The 18,980-nt window shown below is 53.9% G+C and carries 23 protein-coding genes; all 23 read right to left on the bottom strand.

Annotation, left to right across the window (positions count from 1 at the left end; translation table 11 throughout):
• Positions 1–26: 26 nt before the first annotated feature.
• The 23 genes from M0651_RS03470 to efp all read right to left on the bottom strand — a co-directional run bounded on the left by M0651_RS03470 (position 27) and on the right by efp (position 18,919).
• On the bottom strand, positions 27–884 hold the full coding sequence (locus tag M0651_RS03470; protein ID WP_248550449.1) for a TlyA family RNA methyltransferase: 858 nt from the start codon (positions 882–884) through the stop codon (positions 27–29).
• Positions 885–896: 12 nt separating this feature from the next.
• On the bottom strand, positions 897–2,807 hold the full coding sequence (dxs, locus tag M0651_RS03465; RefSeq protein ID WP_282577738.1) for a 1-deoxy-D-xylulose-5-phosphate synthase: 1,911 nt from the start codon (positions 2,805–2,807) through the stop codon (positions 897–899).
• 170 nt (positions 2,808–2,977) lie between these two features.
• Positions 2,978–3,883, bottom strand: coding sequence for a polyprenyl synthetase family protein (locus M0651_RS03460; RefSeq protein WP_372490879.1), 906 nt, complete (start codon positions 3,881–3,883; stop codon positions 2,978–2,980).
• A 17-nt stretch (positions 3,884–3,900) separates the two neighbouring features.
• On the bottom strand, positions 3,901–4,182 hold the full coding sequence (gene xseB, locus M0651_RS03455; protein ID WP_248550447.1) for an exodeoxyribonuclease VII small subunit: 282 nt from the start codon (positions 4,180–4,182) through the stop codon (positions 3,901–3,903).
• Complete coding sequence (gene xseA / locus M0651_RS03450) at positions 4,157–5,542, bottom strand: exodeoxyribonuclease VII large subunit (protein ID WP_282577737.1); 1,386 nt, start codon at positions 5,540–5,542, stop codon at positions 4,157–4,159. Before xseA ends, xseB begins: the two co-directional genes overlap by 26 nt.
• Before the next feature lie 37 nt (positions 5,543–5,579).
• The gene (gene folD / locus M0651_RS03445) at positions 5,580–6,437 is read right to left on the bottom strand and encodes a bifunctional methylenetetrahydrofolate dehydrogenase/methenyltetrahydrofolate cyclohydrolase FolD (RefSeq protein ID WP_248550446.1); all 858 of its coding nucleotides are present in this window, start codon (positions 6,435–6,437) and stop codon (positions 5,580–5,582) included.
• Between the two features lie 29 nt (positions 6,438–6,466).
• Positions 6,467–6,916: a transcription antitermination factor NusB gene (nusB, locus tag M0651_RS03440; protein ID WP_213622794.1), complete on the bottom strand. Its 450-nt coding sequence runs from the start codon at positions 6,914–6,916 to the stop codon at positions 6,467–6,469.
• 222 nt (positions 6,917–7,138) lie between these two features.
• A complete protein-coding gene (locus M0651_RS03435; protein WP_248550445.1) occupies positions 7,139–7,372 on the bottom strand; it encodes a DUF2273 domain-containing protein in 234 nt (77 codons plus the stop codon).
• Between the two features lie 14 nt (positions 7,373–7,386).
• Positions 7,387–7,926, bottom strand: coding sequence for an alkaline shock response membrane anchor protein AmaP (gene amaP / locus M0651_RS03430; RefSeq protein WP_248550444.1), 540 nt, complete (start codon positions 7,924–7,926; stop codon positions 7,387–7,389).
• 101 nt (positions 7,927–8,027) lie between these two features.
• The gene (locus tag M0651_RS03425) at positions 8,028–8,435 is read right to left on the bottom strand and encodes an Asp23/Gls24 family envelope stress response protein (protein ID WP_248550443.1); all 408 of its coding nucleotides are present in this window, start codon (positions 8,433–8,435) and stop codon (positions 8,028–8,030) included.
• A gap of 112 nt (positions 8,436–8,547) precedes the next feature.
• Positions 8,548–9,891 (bottom strand): acetyl-CoA carboxylase biotin carboxylase subunit, encoded by a 1,344-nt coding sequence (gene accC / locus M0651_RS03420; protein WP_248550442.1) that lies wholly within the window; start codon positions 9,889–9,891, stop codon positions 8,548–8,550.
• A 36-nt stretch (positions 9,892–9,927) separates the two neighbouring features.
• Entirely contained in the window at positions 9,928–10,425 is a 498-nt protein-coding gene (gene accB / locus M0651_RS03415; protein WP_248550441.1) for an acetyl-CoA carboxylase biotin carboxyl carrier protein, read from the bottom strand.
• 175 nt (positions 10,426–10,600) lie between these two features.
• Complete coding sequence (locus M0651_RS03410) at positions 10,601–11,392, bottom strand: SpoIIIAH-like family protein (protein ID WP_248550440.1); 792 nt, start codon at positions 11,390–11,392, stop codon at positions 10,601–10,603.
• A 64-nt stretch (positions 11,393–11,456) separates the two neighbouring features.
• Entirely contained in the window at positions 11,457–12,104 is a 648-nt protein-coding gene (gene spoIIIAG / locus M0651_RS03405) for a stage III sporulation protein AG (protein WP_248550439.1), read from the bottom strand.
• Positions 12,105–12,109: 5 nt separating this feature from the next.
• Positions 12,110–12,943: a stage III sporulation protein AF gene (gene spoIIIAF / locus M0651_RS03400; protein ID WP_248550438.1), complete on the bottom strand. Its 834-nt coding sequence runs from the start codon at positions 12,941–12,943 to the stop codon at positions 12,110–12,112.
• Between the two features lie 44 nt (positions 12,944–12,987).
• A complete protein-coding gene (gene spoIIIAE, locus M0651_RS03395; RefSeq protein ID WP_248550437.1) occupies positions 12,988–14,184 on the bottom strand; it encodes a stage III sporulation protein AE in 1,197 nt (398 codons plus the stop codon).
• A 30-nt stretch (positions 14,185–14,214) separates the two neighbouring features.
• Positions 14,215–14,604, bottom strand: a complete 390-nt coding sequence (spoIIIAD, locus tag M0651_RS03390; RefSeq protein WP_068785165.1) for a stage III sporulation protein AD — start codon at positions 14,602–14,604, stop codon at positions 14,215–14,217.
• A gap of 11 nt (positions 14,605–14,615) precedes the next feature.
• Positions 14,616–14,819 (bottom strand): stage III sporulation protein AC, encoded by a 204-nt coding sequence (gene spoIIIAC, locus M0651_RS03385; protein WP_009225775.1) that lies wholly within the window; start codon positions 14,817–14,819, stop codon positions 14,616–14,618.
• A 60-nt stretch (positions 14,820–14,879) separates the two neighbouring features.
• A complete protein-coding gene (gene spoIIIAB, locus M0651_RS03380; protein ID WP_248550436.1) occupies positions 14,880–15,398 on the bottom strand; it encodes a stage III sporulation protein SpoIIIAB in 519 nt (172 codons plus the stop codon).
• Positions 15,391–16,389, bottom strand: a complete 999-nt coding sequence (gene spoIIIAA / locus M0651_RS03375) for a stage III sporulation protein AA (protein WP_248550435.1) — start codon at positions 16,387–16,389, stop codon at positions 15,391–15,393. Before spoIIIAA ends, spoIIIAB begins: the two co-directional genes overlap by 8 nt.
• 105 nt (positions 16,390–16,494) lie before the next feature.
• A complete protein-coding gene (locus M0651_RS03370) occupies positions 16,495–16,761 on the bottom strand; it encodes a YqhV family protein (RefSeq protein ID WP_248550434.1) in 267 nt (88 codons plus the stop codon).
• A gap of 133 nt (positions 16,762–16,894) precedes the next feature.
• Entirely contained in the window at positions 16,895–18,148 is a 1,254-nt protein-coding gene (locus M0651_RS03365) for an aspartate kinase (protein WP_248550433.1), read from the bottom strand.
• Between the two features lie 213 nt (positions 18,149–18,361).
• The gene (gene efp / locus M0651_RS03360) at positions 18,362–18,919 is read right to left on the bottom strand and encodes an elongation factor P (RefSeq protein ID WP_248550432.1); all 558 of its coding nucleotides are present in this window, start codon (positions 18,917–18,919) and stop codon (positions 18,362–18,364) included.
• Positions 18,920–18,980 lie beyond the last annotated feature (61 nt).

Here is an 18,980-nt window from a genome sequence, read left to right as displayed (position 1 = left end):
AAGCGTAAACACGCAAAAAAGACCCATCACTTGGATGGGCCCCCCGTAAAGGTGTTAGAGGCTTCTTGGACTACGCTCGCCGCCCATTCGCGGATCGGAGCGAATCGATCGTCCCCTAGTTCCCCTGCGCGCCTTGCGGTTTCCTTCAGCCTTAAATGAGCTAGGAATTCGATATTGCCCTCTCCGCCGGTAATTGGGGAGAAAGTTAACCCGGCCACCTCGTAGCCTTGTTCCACCGCAAACCCCAGTACTGTCTCCAGCACTTCCTGATGCACCTTGGGATCCCGGACGACCCCTGATTTGCCAACCTTCTCCCGGCCTGCCTCGAACTGCGGCTTAATCAGCGCAGCGATATCCGCCGGCCGTTCCAACAGCGCGAGAAGCGGCGGTAAAATGATTTTGAGCGAGATAAAAGAAACATCGATGCTGGCGAAGTCAGGTTTTGGACCCTCCAAATCCTCCGGCGTCATATACCGGAAGTTGGTGCGCTCCTTGACGTTCACGCGCGGATCGTTACGCAGCGACCAATCCAGCTGATTATAACCGACATCAATGGCATAGACATATTCGGCACCATGCTGCAAGGCGCAATCGGTAAACCCGCCGGTGGAGGAGCCGATATCCAGCATTGTTCGTCCTGTCAGATCGAGGTTAAACCGCTTGATCGCTTTCTCCAGCTTCAGTCCACCTCGGCTCACATAAGGGTGGATTGCCCCTTTGACGGACAACGCAGTATCGCGCGGAATTTTCGTTCCGGCCTTCTCGATCCGTTCTTGCCCGCCGAACACTAGCCCCGCCATAATCGCGGCTTTCGCTTTCTCCCTGCTATCGAAATATCCCTGCTCCACGAGCAGGACGTCTATGCGTTCCTTGGAAACCGACATGCCAATCTCCCGTCAATAATTTACTTTTTTGCCCAATGTCAAATGTTGACCGCTCCGCAATTTCTGTACTTCTCGCACAACATGATCGACCGTTAAGCCGACTTCTTCCAATTGCTCCTTAATGCTGCCATGCTCGATGAACCGATCCGGAATGCCCATCAGATGAATGTCCAGTCCGCTAATTCCCTGCTCTGCGTAGAACTCTAAAATAGCGCTGCCCAAGCTTCCGGCCTGCGATGCCTCTTCAAGCACGAGGATCGTTCCGCTGCCTTGCGCAAGCTTACCCAACATTTCTCCGTCGAGCGGTTTCAGGAATCTGGCGTTTACGACCGCGGCCGAAACACCTTCCCGCTTCAGCAATTCCGCGGCTTCCTCCGCGACCTGCACCATCGGACCAACCGCCACAAGCGTCAGACTGTCGCCTTCGCGCAGCTGCTCCCAAGTTCCGATCGGAATCGGCGTCAGCTCTTGGTCCAGCGGAACCCCAGGCACGTTGATCCGCGGATAGCGGTAAGCGATCGGACCGTCATTATATTCAAGCGCCGTCTTCATCATATGGCGCAATTCATTCTCGTCCTTTGGCATCATTAATACGATATTTGGGATATGCCGCATAAAAGCGATATCGTAAACCCCTTGGTGGGTCTCTCCGTCGGCGCCAACAAATCCGGCCCGATCGATAGCGAACATCACGTTGGCGTTATGGCGGCAAATATCATGCACGATCTGATCGTAAGCTCGCTGCATGAACGTGGAATACACTGCGTATATCGGCTTTAGGCCTTCCATCGCCATCGCGGCGCACATCGTGGCAGCATGCTGCTCAGCGATGCCGACGTCAATCATGCGACCGGGGAAACGTTCCCCAAATTTCACTAAGCCGGAACCGCCCGGCATCGCCGGTGTCACGGCCACGATACGTTCGTCCTGTTCGGCTAACTCGATTAGCGTCTGCCCGAACACCTCGGTATACATCGGATTGCCGACCGCCTTGAGCAACTGACCGGATTCGATTTTGTATGGCGTGATCCCATGCCATTTATGCGAATCCTGCTCCGCCGGCGTGTATCCTTTACCCTTGGTCGTTAGAACATGCACCAACACCGGCCCGCTTACATTGTTCGCCTGCTTGAAGGAGTCGATTAGACCCGGTAAATCATGACCATCCACCGGTCCCAGGTATTTGAAGCCCAGCTCTTCGAATAAGACGCCGGAAACCATCAAATACTTGAGGCTATCTTTGACTCGTTCTACGGTTTTAGCTACTTTACCACCAATAGCCGGGATTTTCTTCAGCAACTGCTCGACTTCATCCTTAGCCCGCAGGTAATTGCGGTCGGAACGGATCTTGGTCAAGTAATTGTGCATGGCCCCAACATTCGGCGCGATCGACATTTCGTTGTCGTTCAGGATGACCATCAGGTCCTTCTTCTCATGTCCGATATGATTCAGCGCTTCAAACGCCATTCCGCCGGTCAGCGCGCCATCGCCGATGATCGCAACCACCCGGTTCGATTCGCCCTTCAAGTCCCGAGCCAGCGCCATCCCCATGGCCGCTGAAAGCGAGGTGCTGCTGTGCCCTGCCTCCCACACATCATGCTCGCTCTCACTCCGCTTCACAAACCCACATAACCCTTGATGTTTGCGAAGCGTGTCGAACTGGTCCATCCGCCCCGTCAATATTTTATGGACATAAGCCTGATGGCCTACGTCGAAAATGAATTTATCCTGCGGACTGTTGTAGCAATAATGCAGGGCGATCGTCAATTCCACCACGCCCAAATTCGAAGCCAAATGCCCGCCGGTCACCGACAGCTTCTCGATCAAGAACTGGCGGATTTCCTCAGCGAGCGGCGTCAATTGCTCCAGGGACAAGTTTTTTAGATCGGCAGGCTCATGTATTTGCGAAAGCAGCACAGCCATTCCCCGCTTTCCTTAATGTATGGTTCAAAAAGCCGACTTACAGAGCCCGGCTTTTTCTTGCACGGATGATAATAGCCTTCATTATACCATATGTCATGATGATGTCGAAATCACTTACCGCGGACGAATGAGTCATTTTTCCCTGATTTCGTTGATTGTTATAGGGAAACTTAATGATCGCGGCGAAGCAGCATATCGGCGATTTCCACCAACCGCTGCGGGTTCGGTACCTTTCCATCCTGCACGGCTTCCTTCGCCTCGCGTGTCAGCCGGTCAACCTCGGAACGAGAAGCCTCAATGCCGATAAAGTAGGGGTAGGTCACCTTCTGCTGTTTCACGTCGCTTTGCGTTTTTTTGCCGAGTTTGCTTTCGTCCCCGATCAGATCCAGGATATCGTCTTGGATTTGAAAAGCTTGGCCTAACGCACGCCCGTAGCGCTCCAAAGCTTCGAGCTGCTCCGGTGATCCGGCGGCGAGATGTCCTCCTGCTTTTGCCGAGAACACGATCAAGTCGCCGGTTTTGTGCGCATGGATATAACGCAGCTGATTCAGGTCCGTTACCCCCTGCTCGCCTTGCATGTCGGCCACTTGGCCACCTACCATACCGCCGGGTCCGGCATACCGCGACAACTCTTCCACGATTGAGAGCGCCGCCGTAGCCGGCACCCCATACTCGCGGCTTGCTTGAACGACACTATAAAAAGCATGGGTCAACAAGCCGTCCCCCGCCAATATCGCCATCGCTTCCCCAAACACTTTATGATTCGTCGGTTTGCCACGCCGAAAGTCATCGTTATCCAAGGCCGGCAGATCGTCATGAATCAGCGAATAGGTATGTATCATTTCCACGGCGCAAGCGACGGACAATGCCGCTTCTCGGTTACCGCCGAGCGCCTCCGCCGCAGCCACGACGAGCAACGGCCGCAGCCGCTTCCCTCCCGCCATCAGCGAGTATTCCATCGCCTGACGCAGCGTATCCGGCACTTCCCATGCCGCCGGAAGGCTTGTAGACAATCGGGCGGAAACGGCTTCGCCAATTTCCTTCGTATACTCCTCAATCGTTAAATGCTGCCGCAACAAGATCACCGCTCTCCTCAGAAATCCGCGTTATCGCTCAGCGGCGGCTGAAACGGCTGCTTCGCTACCGCCCCGTCTTCTTCTACGATCATCTCGATCTTCTGTTCCACTTGCGCCAGCTTCTGACCGCATATTTGCGAGAGTCGCATGCCTTGTTGAAACAGGTCGATCGCTTTCTCCAGCGGTACATCTCCATGCTCCAGTTGAGACACGATGTCCTCCAGCTGGTTCATCGCCTCTTCGAAATTCAGTTCCGGTTGCTGCGCTTCCGCATTAAGCTTGGTTTCCTGTTCCTTCATCTTCTTCTCCAGCTCCTTCCGGTCTCATGCCCCAAACTTGACAATCCAATTCTCCATCCGTGACTTTCACAGTGATTCGATCGCCCGGAGCAACCTCCGACAGCGACTTAATGAGCCGTTCTCCTTGTTCATCATAAACAAGACTGTACCCCCGCGCCATGACCTTGAGCGGGCTCAACGCATCCAGTTGGCGAATGCCCGAGGCCAGCTGGCCGGATTTCTCCCGCAGGATGCCGTGCATGGCTTGCCGCAGCAGGCGATCGGCCTCTTGCCGCCGTCGCCCCGCGAACAACAGCGCTTCCTTCGGATGGAAGCGCAGCAGCCGCTGGTGCAGGCGGTCCTGGGCCGCGCGGGCTAATTGCAGGCGCGTCTCCATGCGGCCGGTCAGCCGCGAGGACAGCCGATCCAGCCGCTCCGCGTGCTGGAGCAGGCTGCGCCGCGGCTGCGTCAGCGCCGGCGAGCGCTGCAGCCGGCGCAGCCGTTCGCGCGCCTGCTGCAGACGGTGCTGCAAGCCCTGCTGTAGCACCTGTTCGCGCTGGCGCAGAAGCGCGCGCAGCTCGGCCGTGTGCGGCACGGCCAGCTCGGCGGCCGCAGTGGGCGTGGCGGCGCGCAGGTCGGCGACGAAATCGGCGATGGTAAAGTCCGTCTCATGGCCCACGGCCGAGATAACGGGAATCGCCGATTCGTAGATCGCACGCGCGACCTGCTCCTCGTTGAACGCCCACAGCTCCTCAAGCGAGCCGCCGCCGCGGCCGACGATGAGCACGTCGGCCGCGCCCATGACGTTCAGCGTCCGGATCGCCTTCACGATCGACGACGCCGCCCCTTTGCCCTGAACGAGCACGGGGTACAGGATCACCTCCGCTTGCGGATAACGCCGCCCAAGCGTTGTCAAGATATCGCGGACCGCCGCCCCAGTCGGCGAGGTTACAACGCCGATCGTCTTCGGGAACCGCGGCAACGGCCGCTTCCGTCCGGGTGCGAACAAGCCCTCCGCGTGAAGCTTCTGCTTCAACTGCTCGAAAGCCAAATACAAGCTGCCCACGCCGTCGGGTTGCATATGCGTCGCGTAGAACTGGTATTGGCCGTCCCGCTCATAGACGGAGACGTTGCCGCGGGCGATCACTCGCGTCCCTTCTTTGGGCCGAAACGGCAGCCGTTGATTGTGCGACGCAAACATAATGCATTTGATCCGGCTGTCCGCATCCTTCAGCGTGAAATACATATGTCCGCTTGAATGATGCGTGAAATTGGAGATTTCCCCGCGAATCCAAACGTCGGTGAGCACCTGGTCCGATTCCAGCTTCATTCGGATGTAGCGGTTCAAATCCTTCACCGTCAAAATCCGCTGCTGATCCAAAGATGCCGCCTCCTTTCCGAGAAATAAGGGGAAATCGTTACGCCAATCCCTGCAGCCGCTTCGCCGCAATCAACGTATTTTGCATCAGCATAGTGATCGTCATCGGACCCACTCCGCCAGGTACCGGTGTGATCGGTCCGGAAACTTCCTTCACGCTATCAAAGTCGACGTCTCCGGCCAGCTTGCCGTTCTCAAGGCGGTTCATGCCGACGTCAATGACAACTGCGCCGGGCTTCACGTAAGAGGCGTCAACAAAGTTGGCGCGGCCGATCGCTACGACGAGAATGTCCGCCAGTTGGGTTAATTCCTTCATGTTAGCCGTACGCGAATGGCACATGGTGACCGTTGCGTTCTCTCGCTGCAGAAGCAAGGAGACCGGTTTACCGACAATGTTGCTCCGTCCGATGACAACCGCGTGTTTGCCGGAGATTTCCACACCCGTGCGTTTGATGAGTTCGATAACCCCCGCTGGCGTGCAAGGCAGCAAGCTATCATCGCCGATCATCAAGTTCCCGACATTGACCGGATGGAATCCATCGACGTCCTTCTCCGCGGAGATCGCATCGATGACGGCTTTCTCGTCAATATGCTTCGGCAACGGCAGCTGTACCAGTATCCCATGAATATTGCTCTGACGATTCAGCTTGTCCACCAAGGCTAGAAGCTCCTCCTGAGACGTCTCAGCCGACAGGCGGTGAACCTCCGAATAGTAGCCTAGTTCATGACATGCTTTCTCCTTGTTCCGCACATACACCTGCGAAGCCGGATCTTCCCCGACGAGCACGACCGCCAGTCCCGGCTTAAAGCCCTGCTTCGCCAACCGTTCTACCTCTTCGCGCAAATCCTTGCGGATCTCTTCCGAAATTTGTTTCCCGTTAATGATTGGTGCCGTCATGCTCGTCCTCTCCTCTACCCTAAATTGAATTAACGATTGCTTTTCAACTGGTCAACGTCTTGAATCATCTTTCCAAGGACCCCGTTCACGAACTTCCCGGATTCCGCGGTTCCGAAATGCTTGGCTAGTTCGATCGCTTCATTGACCGCAACTTTGCCCGGTACATCGTCGCGGAAGATCATTTCGTACGTCGCCAGACGCAACACCTGCCGGTCCACTTTGGACAAGCGACTGATCTGCCAGCCTTTCAAATAATCCTCCAGCAAAGCGTCGATCGCGTCTTTCCGGCTCCAGGTGCCGTTGATCAGCTCCAACACGAAAGCCCGGGTTGCGTCAATATCGGACAATTCAACCTCACTTTCGTTCTCTTCCATGGCTTCCGTAAGCAGCATCGTCACCGCTTCGTTCGCGTCAACTTCATTCATTTCCATTTGATACATACTTTGCACTGCAATCTCTCTCGCCAAACGCCGTTTCATCTGCTTCCTCCTAAAAGTTTCTGCTCTTCATACATCAACCTTACTATCCTTCAGCATGGACCAAAACCGGCTCAATCATCACCGGCTTCGCCAAACTTGCATTTCTCTTTGCACAAAAAAAGACCCGTAATCGGCTTACTCCACAAAAGGGGCAAGAAAACGTTCCTAGCTCTTTTCCGGAGTAAGCATATCACAGGAAACGGTAATGAGGAATTTGAAATCTCATTTAAAGGGACGCCAACGTGTAGACAGCCATTCCCAGATCACGCCCCATGGGAACAATGGGCCTCCCTCCAAGTCCTTCTGCTTGCCGATCGTATACCCGATAAACAGCAGCAAGGCGCAGAACAACATATTCCAGAATCCGAAAAACAGATAGATCGGGCATAAAAACACAGCCGCCGCTATACCAAGCAGACGTCCTTTGTGACTCTCCCACAATTGTTTCCAGAACACCCTGCTGCTCACCCCTATTCAACCCGGCTTTTGATGACCGGGGAATGGACCAGATTCGCAATATAAACCGACACGTAGGAGACGGGAATTCCCGTAATTTCCTCGACATGGTCATGAACAAGTCTCTGTACTTCCTCCGTCAGCACCGGAATCGACGTTTCTCCATCAACGAGTGCACGAACCACGATCTCAAGTCCCGATTCCGTGATTCGAATCCGCGTCTTGACTTCCTTGATGCCACGCACACGGGAAGCGGCTTTGTAGGACAGGTTCTCGATCGTGTCCACCGAAATTTGGATATCCCCGTATTCGTTACGCTGGTCAATCGAGGTCGCCGAGCTACGGTCTCTGCTGATCGATATGTAAAACACACGGATGCTGATGAGCAGTAATACGATAGCTACCACCCAGGTACCGACATAGAACGGTTGCCGTTCCAGAAGCTCCAGATTCAGAGGAACGGTGTCCGTAAGTAATAGAATTACGAAAACAGATAGGATCGCGATACACAAGCTGTAAATAAACATCAGAATTCGGTCTAAAATTTTGGCCACGACAGGTATTGCCTCCTTAATAGAGGTTTGCTTCAGCTTGTCCAGCTGAAAATTACAGTAAACCCCTGACCTGAGAAGCAGTCGGGGGTTCATTACAATCGTTATTTCACGCGATGGGTCGCTTCTATTTCTTCCACACGTTCGGCAGCCTTGAAGATGACGTCGTGAATCTGTACATTCACTTCGACAACATTCAGCCCCGTCATCGTTTCAATGGAGCGCTTGACGTTGCGCTGGATTTCCGAGGCGACTTCCGGGAGACGATTGCCGTATTCGACGATCACAGATACGTCCACCGCGGCTTCACGTTGGCCAACTTCCACTTTGACGCCTTTGGATAGATTCTTTCTTCCCAGCAATTCGGCAATGCCGCCGGCAAATCCGCCGCTCATTCCGGCAACACCTTTCACCTCGACGGTAGCCAGTCCAGCAATCACTTCGATGACTTCCGGGGCAATCTGAATTTCACCAATATCCGTACGTTCGAATTCCGTTGGCAAAGTGCTCATTTCATTCATCCACCTCTCAATAAGTATGACGCTGCTCTAACGATAGATACCGCGCACTTATTATACATACTATATCATTTTGGGTTCATTATGACAAACTCGCGGCGGCTTTCTATATCTCGTTTTCTTCCAGAAATTTGATATCAAAGTCACCCTTGATAAACGTCGGGTGCTCCAGCAGCTTCTGGTGAAAGGGGATCGTCGTATGAATGCCTTCGATGGCGAATTCGGACAACGCCCGCTTCATTTTGGCGATCGCTTCCTCCCGTGTAGGCGCCCAAACGATTAATTTAGCGATCATCGAATCGTAATGCGGCGAAATCGTATACCCTGGATATGCCCCGCTGTCGACGCGAACACCCGGCCCCCCCGGCGGCAGATAAAAGCCGATTTTGCCCGGAGAAGGCATGAAATTGCGAGTAGAATCCTCAGCGTTAATCCGGCACTCGATCGACCAACCGTTCAGCTTGATGTCCTCCTGGGTGAAGGACAACGGATTGCCCTCGGCCACGGAGATCATCTCCTGGATCAAATCAACACCGGTGACCATTTCAGTGACCGGATGCTCTACCTGAATACGCGTATTCATTTCCATGAAGTAAAATTGTCCGTCCAGACCAAGCAAGAATTCCAGCGTTCCCGCTCCGGAATAGTTGACGGCTTGTGCGGCCCGAACTGCAGCCTCGCCCATTTCCCGCCGTTTCTCCGGGGAAAGCACCGGGCATGGCGCTTCTTCAACCAGCTTCTGCCGGCGGCGCTGTACAGAACAGTCGCGTTCGCCCAGGTACACGGCGTTACCATGCTTATCACCAATGATCTGAATTTCCACGTGTTTCATGCCGGTCAAATACTTCTCAAGGTACACGCCGGCGTTGCCGAAAGCTTTCTGCGCTTCCTGTTGGGCCGTCGTAATTTGCTTGATCAGCGATTCCTCGTCTTCGGCAATGCGGATCCCTTTGCCCCCGCCGCCGGCCGTTGCTTTGATGATGACCGGATACCCGATGTCGCGCGCCACCATGACGGCTTCATCCAGATCCTCAATCAAACCGTCCGATCCCGGAATAACGGGCACGTTCGCTTCTTTCATCGTTTGCTTCGCCATCGCTTTATCCCCCATACGGGTGATCGCTTCTGGAGAAGGGCCGATGAATGTAATGTTGCAGGAGCCGCAAATTTCCGCAAAGTCGGCATTTTCAGCCAGGAATCCATAGCCAGGATGAATCGCGTCACACTCCGTTAACGTCGCTACGCTCATGAGGTTAGTAAGGTTCAAATAACTGTCCTTAGACAGTGTGGGTCCAATGCAGTAAGCCTCGTCGGCCAAACGCACATGTAGCGAATCCTTGTCCGCTTCGGAATAAACTGCCACGGTGGAAATACCCAACTCGCGGCAAGCCCGAATGATCCGCACGGCGATCTCGCCGCGGTTGGCAATCAATACTTTATGAAATTTCATGAGATTTTCGTATCCTCCTTTGGAAAGCTCCTTCATTTACTCTGGCTTCACCAAAAAGAGAGGCTGCCCGTATTCGACCATCTGTCCATTTTCCACTAGGATATCGATGATCTCGCCTTTGACTTCCGCCTCCAGTTCATTCATCAGCTTCATCGCTTCAATAATGCAGACCGTGGTCTTCTCGCCGACCTTGTCGCCAATATTCACGTAAGGCTGGGCTTCCGGCGACGAGGAACGATAGAATGTTCCGACCATCGGCGAAACTATGGTATGTAAGTTAGCTGCAGGTGCAGCGGAACGGGCCGCTTCGGTCGCTTGCGGAGCTGACGTGGCTTCCTGGGTCGCCGGGACAGATACGGTAGCTGGAACAAATCCCGGAGCTGCAGTCGCCTGCATGGGTTGTACGTGAACAACTTCGCTTACTCCGTTCTTGCGAATGCACAAGCGAGCGCCTTCATTTTCGATTTCTAATTCATGCACGGACGTTTGGTCCAGCAGTTCGATCAATTCTTTGATTTCACTCAGCTTAAACATATTCTCACTCTCTCCTTCAGCTTTGTAGGAAAAGCCTTGGCCTGTAAACATAAGCCTTCTCGGCTCATAACTTTATGTATTATATCATAATCGATCAAAATGGAAAGAGTCCAAGTTGCCTCGGACCCTTCCAACGATCGGAACCTATCAGTTCCCCTATTTCGAACGCATTTCCTTATTGCGTTACGTATTGCACGCTGACTTTATCCTGGGATACACCCAGTTCCTTGATCACCAGGTCCATGATGCTTACGGCTTCTTTGGCTTCCATCTTCTCGCTCACGACGACGACTTTATATTTATCGTCTGCTTCTTGTACGACGGCATTCGCATATTGTTGTTTCAATCTTTCCTCGATGTCGTAGATCTTCGCTTCCTTCTCTTCCAGAGCGCTTAATTCCTGTTGGGCCATCGCCGCGGCCTCCAGCGATTCGTTCTCGCTAATCGCTTGCATCAGCTCTTCTTGTTTCTTCATGTTTTCCTGAGTACGGGCGAATTGGTAGGCGTTTAGCGTGTCCGTGGAGGATACGCCTTGAGCTTCCAGCTGACTCAACACATCCTCATCTGTTGCCGCTTGCTTCTGGCCATCATTCGTAGCCGGGGTGCCTTCCGCCGCTTTACCGGCATCCGTGGTTTGCGCCTGATCGGAAACCGCGGCGTCATCGGTTTTGGCAGTGTCTGCCTGCTCCGAGCCATCGTTGCTTGCCGTTGGTTCGGTTTGATCTGCTGCTGCGGTATCGTCCGTAATGACGCTGCCGTTCTCGCTGCCGTCCGTCGTCACTTCCGACAGGATCACGTCATCGCCCGCCGCGTTTCCGCTCATGCCGTTATTTGTCGTACTCACTTGCTGTCCGTCCGTTGGCGTCGAAGTCTGCGGACCGTCTTCCGTAAACAGGTAGTAAGCGGATAAAATGACCATCAAGCTCAGCATGGAAACCAGCCAAATCGTTTGTCTTTTGGATTTCATAATGGAATTCCTCCTCAAAATTTGAATGAACGAGATACATCCTGATAACGAATCGAATCATCGATTATTGCGATTGCTTGCGCGGGACGACAGAGATCCGATATGCCGGTACGTTTAATCCCTTCTCGACAGCGTCCACGATCAAGCTTTTCACCGTTTTGTTCTCGGCTCCCCGCGCTACGATCAACACGCCGCGGACCTTGGGTTTGATCTTCTTGGTGACGATCGGCTGCTCGCTGCCGGAAGCCTCGTAGGTGACGATCTGGCCATCCCGGGTATATTGGGTGATGTGCCGTTTGCCTCCGTCCGCATCACTCTCTTCCGTGAGTTCCTGCGAATCCTTGATGTTTCGCTGAACCACGATTTCCTCGGTCGAATCGATGGTAACGAGCACGTCCACCGCTCCAACGCCAACGATTTTCTCTAGAATTTCCTTCGTTTTGCCCTCAAGCGTCATTTCAATGCTGCTAAAATCATCGTCACCCGTTCCGCTTGAACCTCCTGCTGAACCGGTGATCTCCTGCATCATAGGCGGTTCGCGGCTCCCCTCGCCGTTGGGTTCCATTTGTTTCACGTTAACGAAGGAATTAAACAGCATGATGGCGATCCCGACTAGTCCAAGGATGAGGAGCCAACGAAACGTGCTTACCGTTTTTTTGCCCTCAGTTCCCCGGCCAAGCCATTGCTCCAGTTTCTTTAGCCATCCCGGCACTTTCTTCACCTCCCGGCGTTTGCTTCATTAAGGTTTGCGGCCCCTATGACCATGACCGCCTCTTTATCTACACCCCAGTTCTGCTGGAGCAGTTCTTCGATTTGCGAGACCAACGAGGTTGCTGCCGACTGATCTCTGGATTCGGCTAGTTCCCCCGATGCGATATCGTCATCACCGGATCCGGCCATCGCCGTACTGGCTGGTGATTCGGTCTGGTCTTGCGCGCCCCCGGATTCACCGGAATTCTCCTTCGTGTTCACGCTGATCTTGATCTTATCTACCGGTGCGATCGATACCTCCGGCCCCCGTCCGGCTGCTCCGGGATCAGCGCCCTCCTCTTCCGGCTTCACCTGCGCCATGACGACCTCGACCTCAGAGATCACCGGCTCTGCAGCAGGCGGCGATGTTCCGGTATCGCCAGCTTGAACTTTTGCGGGCTCTGTTCTTAGCTTCACAGTGACCCGGTCGACTTGCTGCCCCGTCGATCGTTCGATTTGCTGCTTCATTTGTCTCGCCGCCTCCTCGCCTGCCCATGCAAGCGCTTCGGATTCCTGCTTTTGCCTCAGCTTCTCCCCCTGCTGCAGGATGGCCTCCGTGCTTTGGCCCGGGGAATCCCCTCCCAGTCCGTCCCAACTGGTCGCAAACGCGGCCTCGAGCTGGTCTTTGGCATCCGCCGAGAAGAAGCGCATCACCGGGGATAGCAGCGTCAGCAGGATCAACAGGCTGACCACGAATTTGACGTAACGTTCCATCGCGCGGTTGGGCAGCAGTAAATCGATAAACACCGCAATCAGCACGATGAAGATGATTTCTCTCAGCCACTCCGCCAGCCAGTTCACGCATGATCACCACCCCTTGTAAATTCGTATTGTCCCCTGTCGTCTCACCTCATCATGACGGTGATATTTCCGGCGGTTAGCATGATGGTGATCGCTAGGAAGAACATCATGCCCACTGCGGCCAGCGCCGCAAAAACGTACAGCATGCTCTTTCCGATCGTCTCGAGGCAGGTGATGACCGGCGAATCGCCGAGCGGCTGCATAACCGCCGCCGCCAGGTTGAAGATCAGCGCCAGCGTGATGATTTTGATCGCCGGAAATGCGCAAAGGAACAGCAGGATGATGACCCCAACCAAGCCGATCGAATTTTTGACAAGCAGAGAAGCTGAGATAACCGTATCCGTAGCATCAGCAAACACCTTACCGACGACGGGGACGAAGTTCCCGGTCAGATACTTGGCTGTCCGAAGCGTAACCCCGTCCGCCACAGAGCCGGCAATGCCCTTGACTGAGATCACACCGAGAAAGACGGTGAGCAGTACCCCCAATAAAGCCATGCTGATCGTACGCAGTAAATTGGCCAGTTGGGTGAGCTTATACTTGTCGGACAACGAGCTGACGATGTGCAGCACGGCTGAGAAGAACAACAGCGGGAAGACGATCGTATGCACGGCCGTTCCGACCGCATGAACCATAAACACTACCAAGGGATGGGTCACCGTCACCGTCACCGCGTTGCCCAGGGAGGCCAGCAGCGTGAATAAGAGCGGTACCATCGCCATCATGAAGTCGATCATCCCGCTGATTGCATTCGTGGCATACGTAATCGCCACATGAAAGCTGTTAATCGCGAGCACCAGAATCACCATGTAGCAGATGGAGTAAGCAACCTTGCTCACCTGTTTGCGTTCGAATGCGGTTTGCAAGGTTTCTAAGATCATGCTGAAGATGGAGAGCAGCACGATGGTCACCAGAATGTGCCCGTTGTAAAGCACTTCGTGCCACATATATCGCATCAGACCGCCTAGTCCCGATTTCAGACTGAAGCTTTGATCCTGCTGCAAGAGCATATCCATAAAAGTCGGAACCTTCTGATCCGGGAAGAATCCCCCGTAATCCTTCATCAGCTGCTGCCAATACCTTTCGACCTGATCGGTGGGAAGCTCCTCGGCCTGGCGCTGGATCCAGTTGTCTCCTTCCCCTTCGGCAGAGGCGATGACGGGCATGTACCATATCAGCAGTACCCCCAACAAAATCAAGAGCAGCGTAGATCCGCGCCATCGTTCATTCGTAGCGAGCATAAGTCCTTCTCCCCAATCTGATGCAACCTTCTAAGCCGGCAGCAGCTTGATGACCGTCTCGATAATAATGCTGATAATCGGAATGGCGAGCACCATAATGAGCACTTTCCCCGCCATTTCGATTTTGCTCGCGATGCTCTCCTGTCCGGCATCCCGGACGATTTGCGCACCGAACTCGGCGATATAGGCGATGCCGATAATTTTCAAGATTGTCTTCAGATAGATCATCTGAACTCCGGATTTGTCGGCTAGATCCTCCAGCACTTCGATGATCCCGCCGATTTTGCCGATCAGATACAGAAAGATCAGAACGCCCGTGCTTGCGGCGATCAGGAAAGCGAACATCGGCTTTTGTTCCTTGACGACCAGGACCAGCACGGTTGCGATGAGCCCAAGCCCTACAATTTGGATGATTTCCACGGAGCGCTCACCTACTGGAATAAGAAGATCGATTTGATTTCCTGAAACAGACTGTCAAGCAGCCGGATGACCATAAACAGGACGACAACGAACCCGATCAGCGTCACCCAATGCGCCATGTCCTCTTTCCCCATCTGCTTCAGCACCGTATGGATCATGGCGATAATGATGCCGATGCCCGCAATCTGAAAAATGGCGTTCACTTCTATGTTCATTGATTTGGCACCTCACTAACGATTTCACAGGCGACAATCAGCCGTGGAGGGAAATGGTATTCAGTAGAACAAAATGACGATGAACGCTCCGCACAAAAGACCCAAGCTTCGATACATTTTCTCATAGCGGGCTTGTTCTTCCCGTGCCGCAGATTCCTCGCTTTCCAGCTGCCGCACCGCCGTGGTTAGATGGCCCAGTTGATCCTTCCGGTCGCTTGTCCCGAGGGTCAAGCTGAGTTGCCGAATGACCTCTTGCTCAGGTGCCTTCATGGCGGTATATTTCCACAGCTTTATCACGGCTTGCTCCAGGCTTTCTTGGGCGGTCCACGGGTGGGCCGAGCTCATATTGTCCGCCGCGTTTACGAAGATCGCTCGGATCGGCTCTCCGCTTTGCTCGCCAATTCTCCGCAAAGCATCTGGCAGCGGGGTAAAACCGTACATAATTTCCGTCTCCAGCCGCTTCAAAGCAAGGATGAGCCGCCGGATTTGGCTTGGCCGGGCAGCAAATTGTCTGGCCTTCATGAAGCCTGCCAAGGTTGCGGTCAACAGGACGAGTACGGCTCCAAACATCTTAAGCATGCTCTTCCCTGCCTTTCCAGCCGGGTGCGGCCGCCGGGATGCCTCGGCGTTTGCCGTCCCATAGCTTGAATGCCAGCCCCTTGTCCGTCCGCGCAAGCACGGCGTACATCTGGAAGAAGGAGCTCTCCGCGAGCTTGGACAACGCCGGGCGGGCAGCCAGGTCCTCCACACTTGACCCGTGCGCCGTAGCGATGACCCGCACTCCGGCGTGCAGTGCTTCGGCCAAAGCTTCGGCGTCCTCCGGCCGGCCGATTTCATCGACGATAAGCACGTCCGGCGACATGGAGCGGATCATCATCATAATCCCCTCGGCCTTCGGGCAGCCGTCCATCACATCGGTTCGCGGACCGACGTCAAACCCGGGCACCCCCCGCTTGCTGCCGGCGATCTCCGAGCGCTCGTCGATCACCCCGACCTTCAGTCCGGGCCAGAACGCTTCGGGATGTCCCCAGGTTCCGCTGCTGATCTGGCGGGCCAAATCGCGGATCAGCGTCGTCTTCCCTTGCTGTGGTGGCGATAGAATCAAGGTATGATTCACCGTTTTGTGCCTGAAGTCCAGCAGCTTCGGCAGGATGGGGTCAGCGATGCCCCGAATCTCACGGGCAATCCGCACGTTAAACCCACTGATGTCGCGCAGATGCTCGACTCTCCCTCCGCTCAGCAGGGTTCTGCCAGCCAGTCCAATCCGATGACCGCCGGCGATCGTAATAAACCCTTTGCGAAGCTCCTCTTCCATCGTGTAGAGCGAATGGTTGGTGATCAGATCGAGCAGACGATTCCCATCCTGCTTGCCTGGCTTGTACGCAGCATCCGGATTCCTCGTCATCTCTCCTTCGGGCGTTAGAAAAAAGTAGCGGCCGCCTGCGTTAATCTCTAACGGCCGTCCCTCGCGAATGCGGATTTCTTCCAAACCAGGAAAGATAGAAGGCGGAAGCTTAAGCAGCATAGTCCGGAGATTGTCGGGAAATACGGTTAACCAACTCGGGTTCATAGGCGTACCCCCAAAACTCTTACTTTCATGCATCTCTTAATTGGATTGTTTTTTGCTATATGACATGTGTATGCTTGTACTTTGCCATTATGCTAGGGAAATCTATCATTTCTTTAAAATGCCGATTAAGAGACACGCCACGCCGCAGCCAATCCAGACCATCTTCCCCCAGGACAGTTTGTCGGCGATGCCGGCAAGCCCGATGGATGTGGTAATGAGTAGAATGGTCGGTCCAACGAATGCTAATGCTGAATTGACGGCAAGCGCCTTGTCTACCCTACCCAGCTTCAACATGAGCAACGCTGCCAGAATCTCAATCGTTCCGGAGAAGATGCGTAAGGCCGCCATACTGGTCACGAATTTATCAAGCATATGTACCTCCTTCTTGTCCCATCTGTTCTCTTAACGATATGCCCGAATCACTCTATTTATTAAAAAAAATCCCCCGAAGTCATAGCTTCAGGGGATTTACGTTTCGCGTATGATATTTTCGAGGGTTCCGCCTTTAGCGGCGGTCTTTCGGCCCGCCAACGAAGGCGGTGCTCTCCGCATCTAAGCCATAGGCCGTATGCAGCGCAGTGACAACCTCGTTCAGCTTGCTTCCATCGATGACACAGGACACCTTAATTTCCGAGGTGCTTACCATTTCAATATTTACGCCTTGTTTCGAGATCACCTCGAACATTTGCGCCGCGACGCCCGGATGGCTGACCATCCCGGCGCCAACGATCGATACCTTCACGAGCCCTTCCTTGGAGGTGACGTTCTCATAAGGCAACTCGCCGCGGATGCCTTCCAGCACCTTAACCGCCTTGTCACAGTCGGATAAGGCCACCGTAAAGGAGAAGTCCGCTTTACCGTCCGTTACGCCGCTTTGGACAATGATATCCACGTCAATTTTCGCTTCAGCCAGCGAACCAAACACCTTCGCCAGAACGCCAGGCACGTGCGACACACCCAATAAGCTGATTCGGGCCACGTTTTTATCATAAGCGATCCCGCTGACTACTACACCTTGTTCCATCTTGACTTCCTCCTTCACGACCGTACCTTCATGATAGTTAAAGCTGGAGCGAACTACGAGCCGGACCTTGTTATGCTTCGCATATTCCACCGCACGGGGGTGCAGGACCGCAGCGCCTAAGTTCGCGAGCTCCAGCATTTCGTCATACGAGATTTCGCTCAGCTTGCGGGCGTTCTTCACAATCCGCGGGTCGGTGGAGTATATCCCATCCACATCCGTATAGATCTCGCAATAATCCGCGCCTGTTGCTGCCGCCAAAGCGACTGCTGTTGTATCGGAACCGCCGCGTCCAAACGTAGTGATCTCCCCGTCCTCCGTCATCCCTTGGAAACCAGCAACGATGACGATATTCCCTTCTTCCAGCGCTTTCAGCACCCGATCCGGTTTAATATCGGTTATTCGAGCTCTGCCATGCTCCGCTTCCGTGCGGAAGCCGGCCTGCCAGCCCGTATAAGAAACGGCTTTTGCTCCAAGCGCGTCGATGGCCATCGCCAACAGCGCGATGGAGATTTGCTCGCCGGTTGTCATCAGCATATCCATTTCCCGCAGAGGCGGATTTGGATTCAGTAGTTTCGCCTGATCAATCAATTCATCCGTTGTATCTCCCATCGCGGAGACCACCACCATGACCCGATGCCCTTCTTGTTGTTTCTCCACGACACGCCGGGCGACGCGTTGCATACGCTCCGTATCACCCACGGAACTGCCTCCAAATTTCATCACGTATAAAGCCAAGTCAGACCCTCCCTAATGGTGCTCCGAATTGGAGCGTTCAGCCCTTTGAATCCAGTAACGCTTTAAACCAGTATAATACGAAAGACCCGAAGTTCGTCAATGGTTTTGCGGATATTAACAAAAATTCCCCCACCCAGGTTAGGTGGAGGATACCGCTTTGTGGCCAAGACCCCGCCTGAAGCGGAGCCTTGTACCAAACAACCGCAGGGAATACTATGCCCGCGAAATATATTTGCCTTCGCGTGTATCGATCAGAAGCACATCGTCTTCATTAATGAAGAGCGGCACTTGAACGTTCAAACCGGTTTCGACTTTCGCATTTTTAGTAGCACCTGTAGCCGTGTTCCCTTTAATCCCGGGTTCGGTTTCAACAACTTTCAACTCGACGCTGTTCGGCAGGTTAATTCCAAGAATTTCGCCTTGGTAGCTGACGATCTTCACGTTCATGTTCTCTCTCAGAAAGTTCAGTTCCCACTCCAGTTGATCCGAAGTCAACGAGAACTGATCGTAGGTTTCGTTATCCATGAACGTATGCTCTTGACCGCTGGCATACAAGTATTGTACGTCACGGTTTTCGATCATCGCGCGGCCGATGGTTTCACCGGCGCGGAATGTTTTTTCCACCGTGTTGCCGTTACGCAGGTTCTTCAGTTTAGAGCGGACGAAGGCCGCGCCTTTCCCCGGTTTTACGTGTTGGAACTCCAGCACCGTATAAATGTCGCCGTCCACCTCGACGGTCAAGCCTGTTTTAAAATCGTTTACTGAAATCACAAAAGTACCTCCTCAAGTGGGTTCACATCTCTATTAAAATTGAAAAATACCCAAAATTCAA

It is taken from the genome of Paenibacillus mellifer (genome assembly GCF_023195895.1).
GTDB lineage: Bacteria > Bacillota > Bacilli > Paenibacillales > Paenibacillaceae > Fontibacillus > Fontibacillus mellifer.
This window is presented reverse-complemented; position numbering and strand designations above follow the sequence as displayed.

Coding starts and splice junctions, on each gene's coding strand:
- spoIIIAA (WP_248550435.1), bottom strand. CDS start 16,389: ATGAACCCGAGTTGGTTAACCGTATTTCCCGACAATCTCCGGACTATG.
- spoIIIAE (WP_248550437.1), bottom strand. CDS start 14,184: ATGCTCGCTACGAATGAACGATGGCGCGGATCTACGCTGCTCTTGATT.
- accC (WP_248550442.1), bottom strand. CDS start 9,891: ATGAAATTTCATAAAGTATTGATTGCCAACCGCGGCGAGATCGCCGTG.
- M0651_RS03470 (WP_248550449.1), bottom strand. CDS start 884: ATGTCGGTTTCCAAGGAACGCATAGACGTCCTGCTCGTGGAGCAGGGA.
- spoIIIAB (WP_248550436.1), bottom strand. CDS start 15,398: ATGCTTAAGATGTTTGGAGCCGTACTCGTCCTGTTGACCGCAACCTTG.
- accB (WP_248550441.1), bottom strand. CDS start 10,425: ATGTTTAAGCTGAGTGAAATCAAAGAATTGATCGAACTGCTGGACCAA.
- M0651_RS03425 (WP_248550443.1), bottom strand. CDS start 8,435: ATGAGCACTTTGCCAACGGAATTCGAACGTACGGATATTGGTGAAATT.
- nusB (WP_213622794.1), bottom strand. CDS start 6,916: ATGAAACGGCGTTTGGCGAGAGAGATTGCAGTGCAAAGTATGTATCAA.
- folD (WP_248550446.1), bottom strand. CDS start 6,437: ATGACGGCACCAATCATTAACGGGAAACAAATTTCGGAAGAGATCCGC.
- spoIIIAC (WP_009225775.1), bottom strand. CDS start 14,819: ATGAACATAGAAGTGAACGCCATTTTTCAGATTGCGGGCATCGGCATC.
- xseB (WP_248550447.1), bottom strand. CDS start 4,182: ATGAAGGAACAGGAAACCAAGCTTAATGCGGAAGCGCAGCAACCGGAA.
- M0651_RS03370 (WP_248550434.1), bottom strand. CDS start 16,761: ATGCTTGATAAATTCGTGACCAGTATGGCGGCCTTACGCATCTTCTCC.
- M0651_RS03410 (WP_248550440.1), bottom strand. CDS start 11,392: ATGAAATCCAAAAGACAAACGATTTGGCTGGTTTCCATGCTGAGCTTG.
- dxs (WP_282577738.1), bottom strand. CDS start 2,807: ATGGCTGTGCTGCTTTCGCAAATACATGAGCCTGCCGATCTAAAAAAC.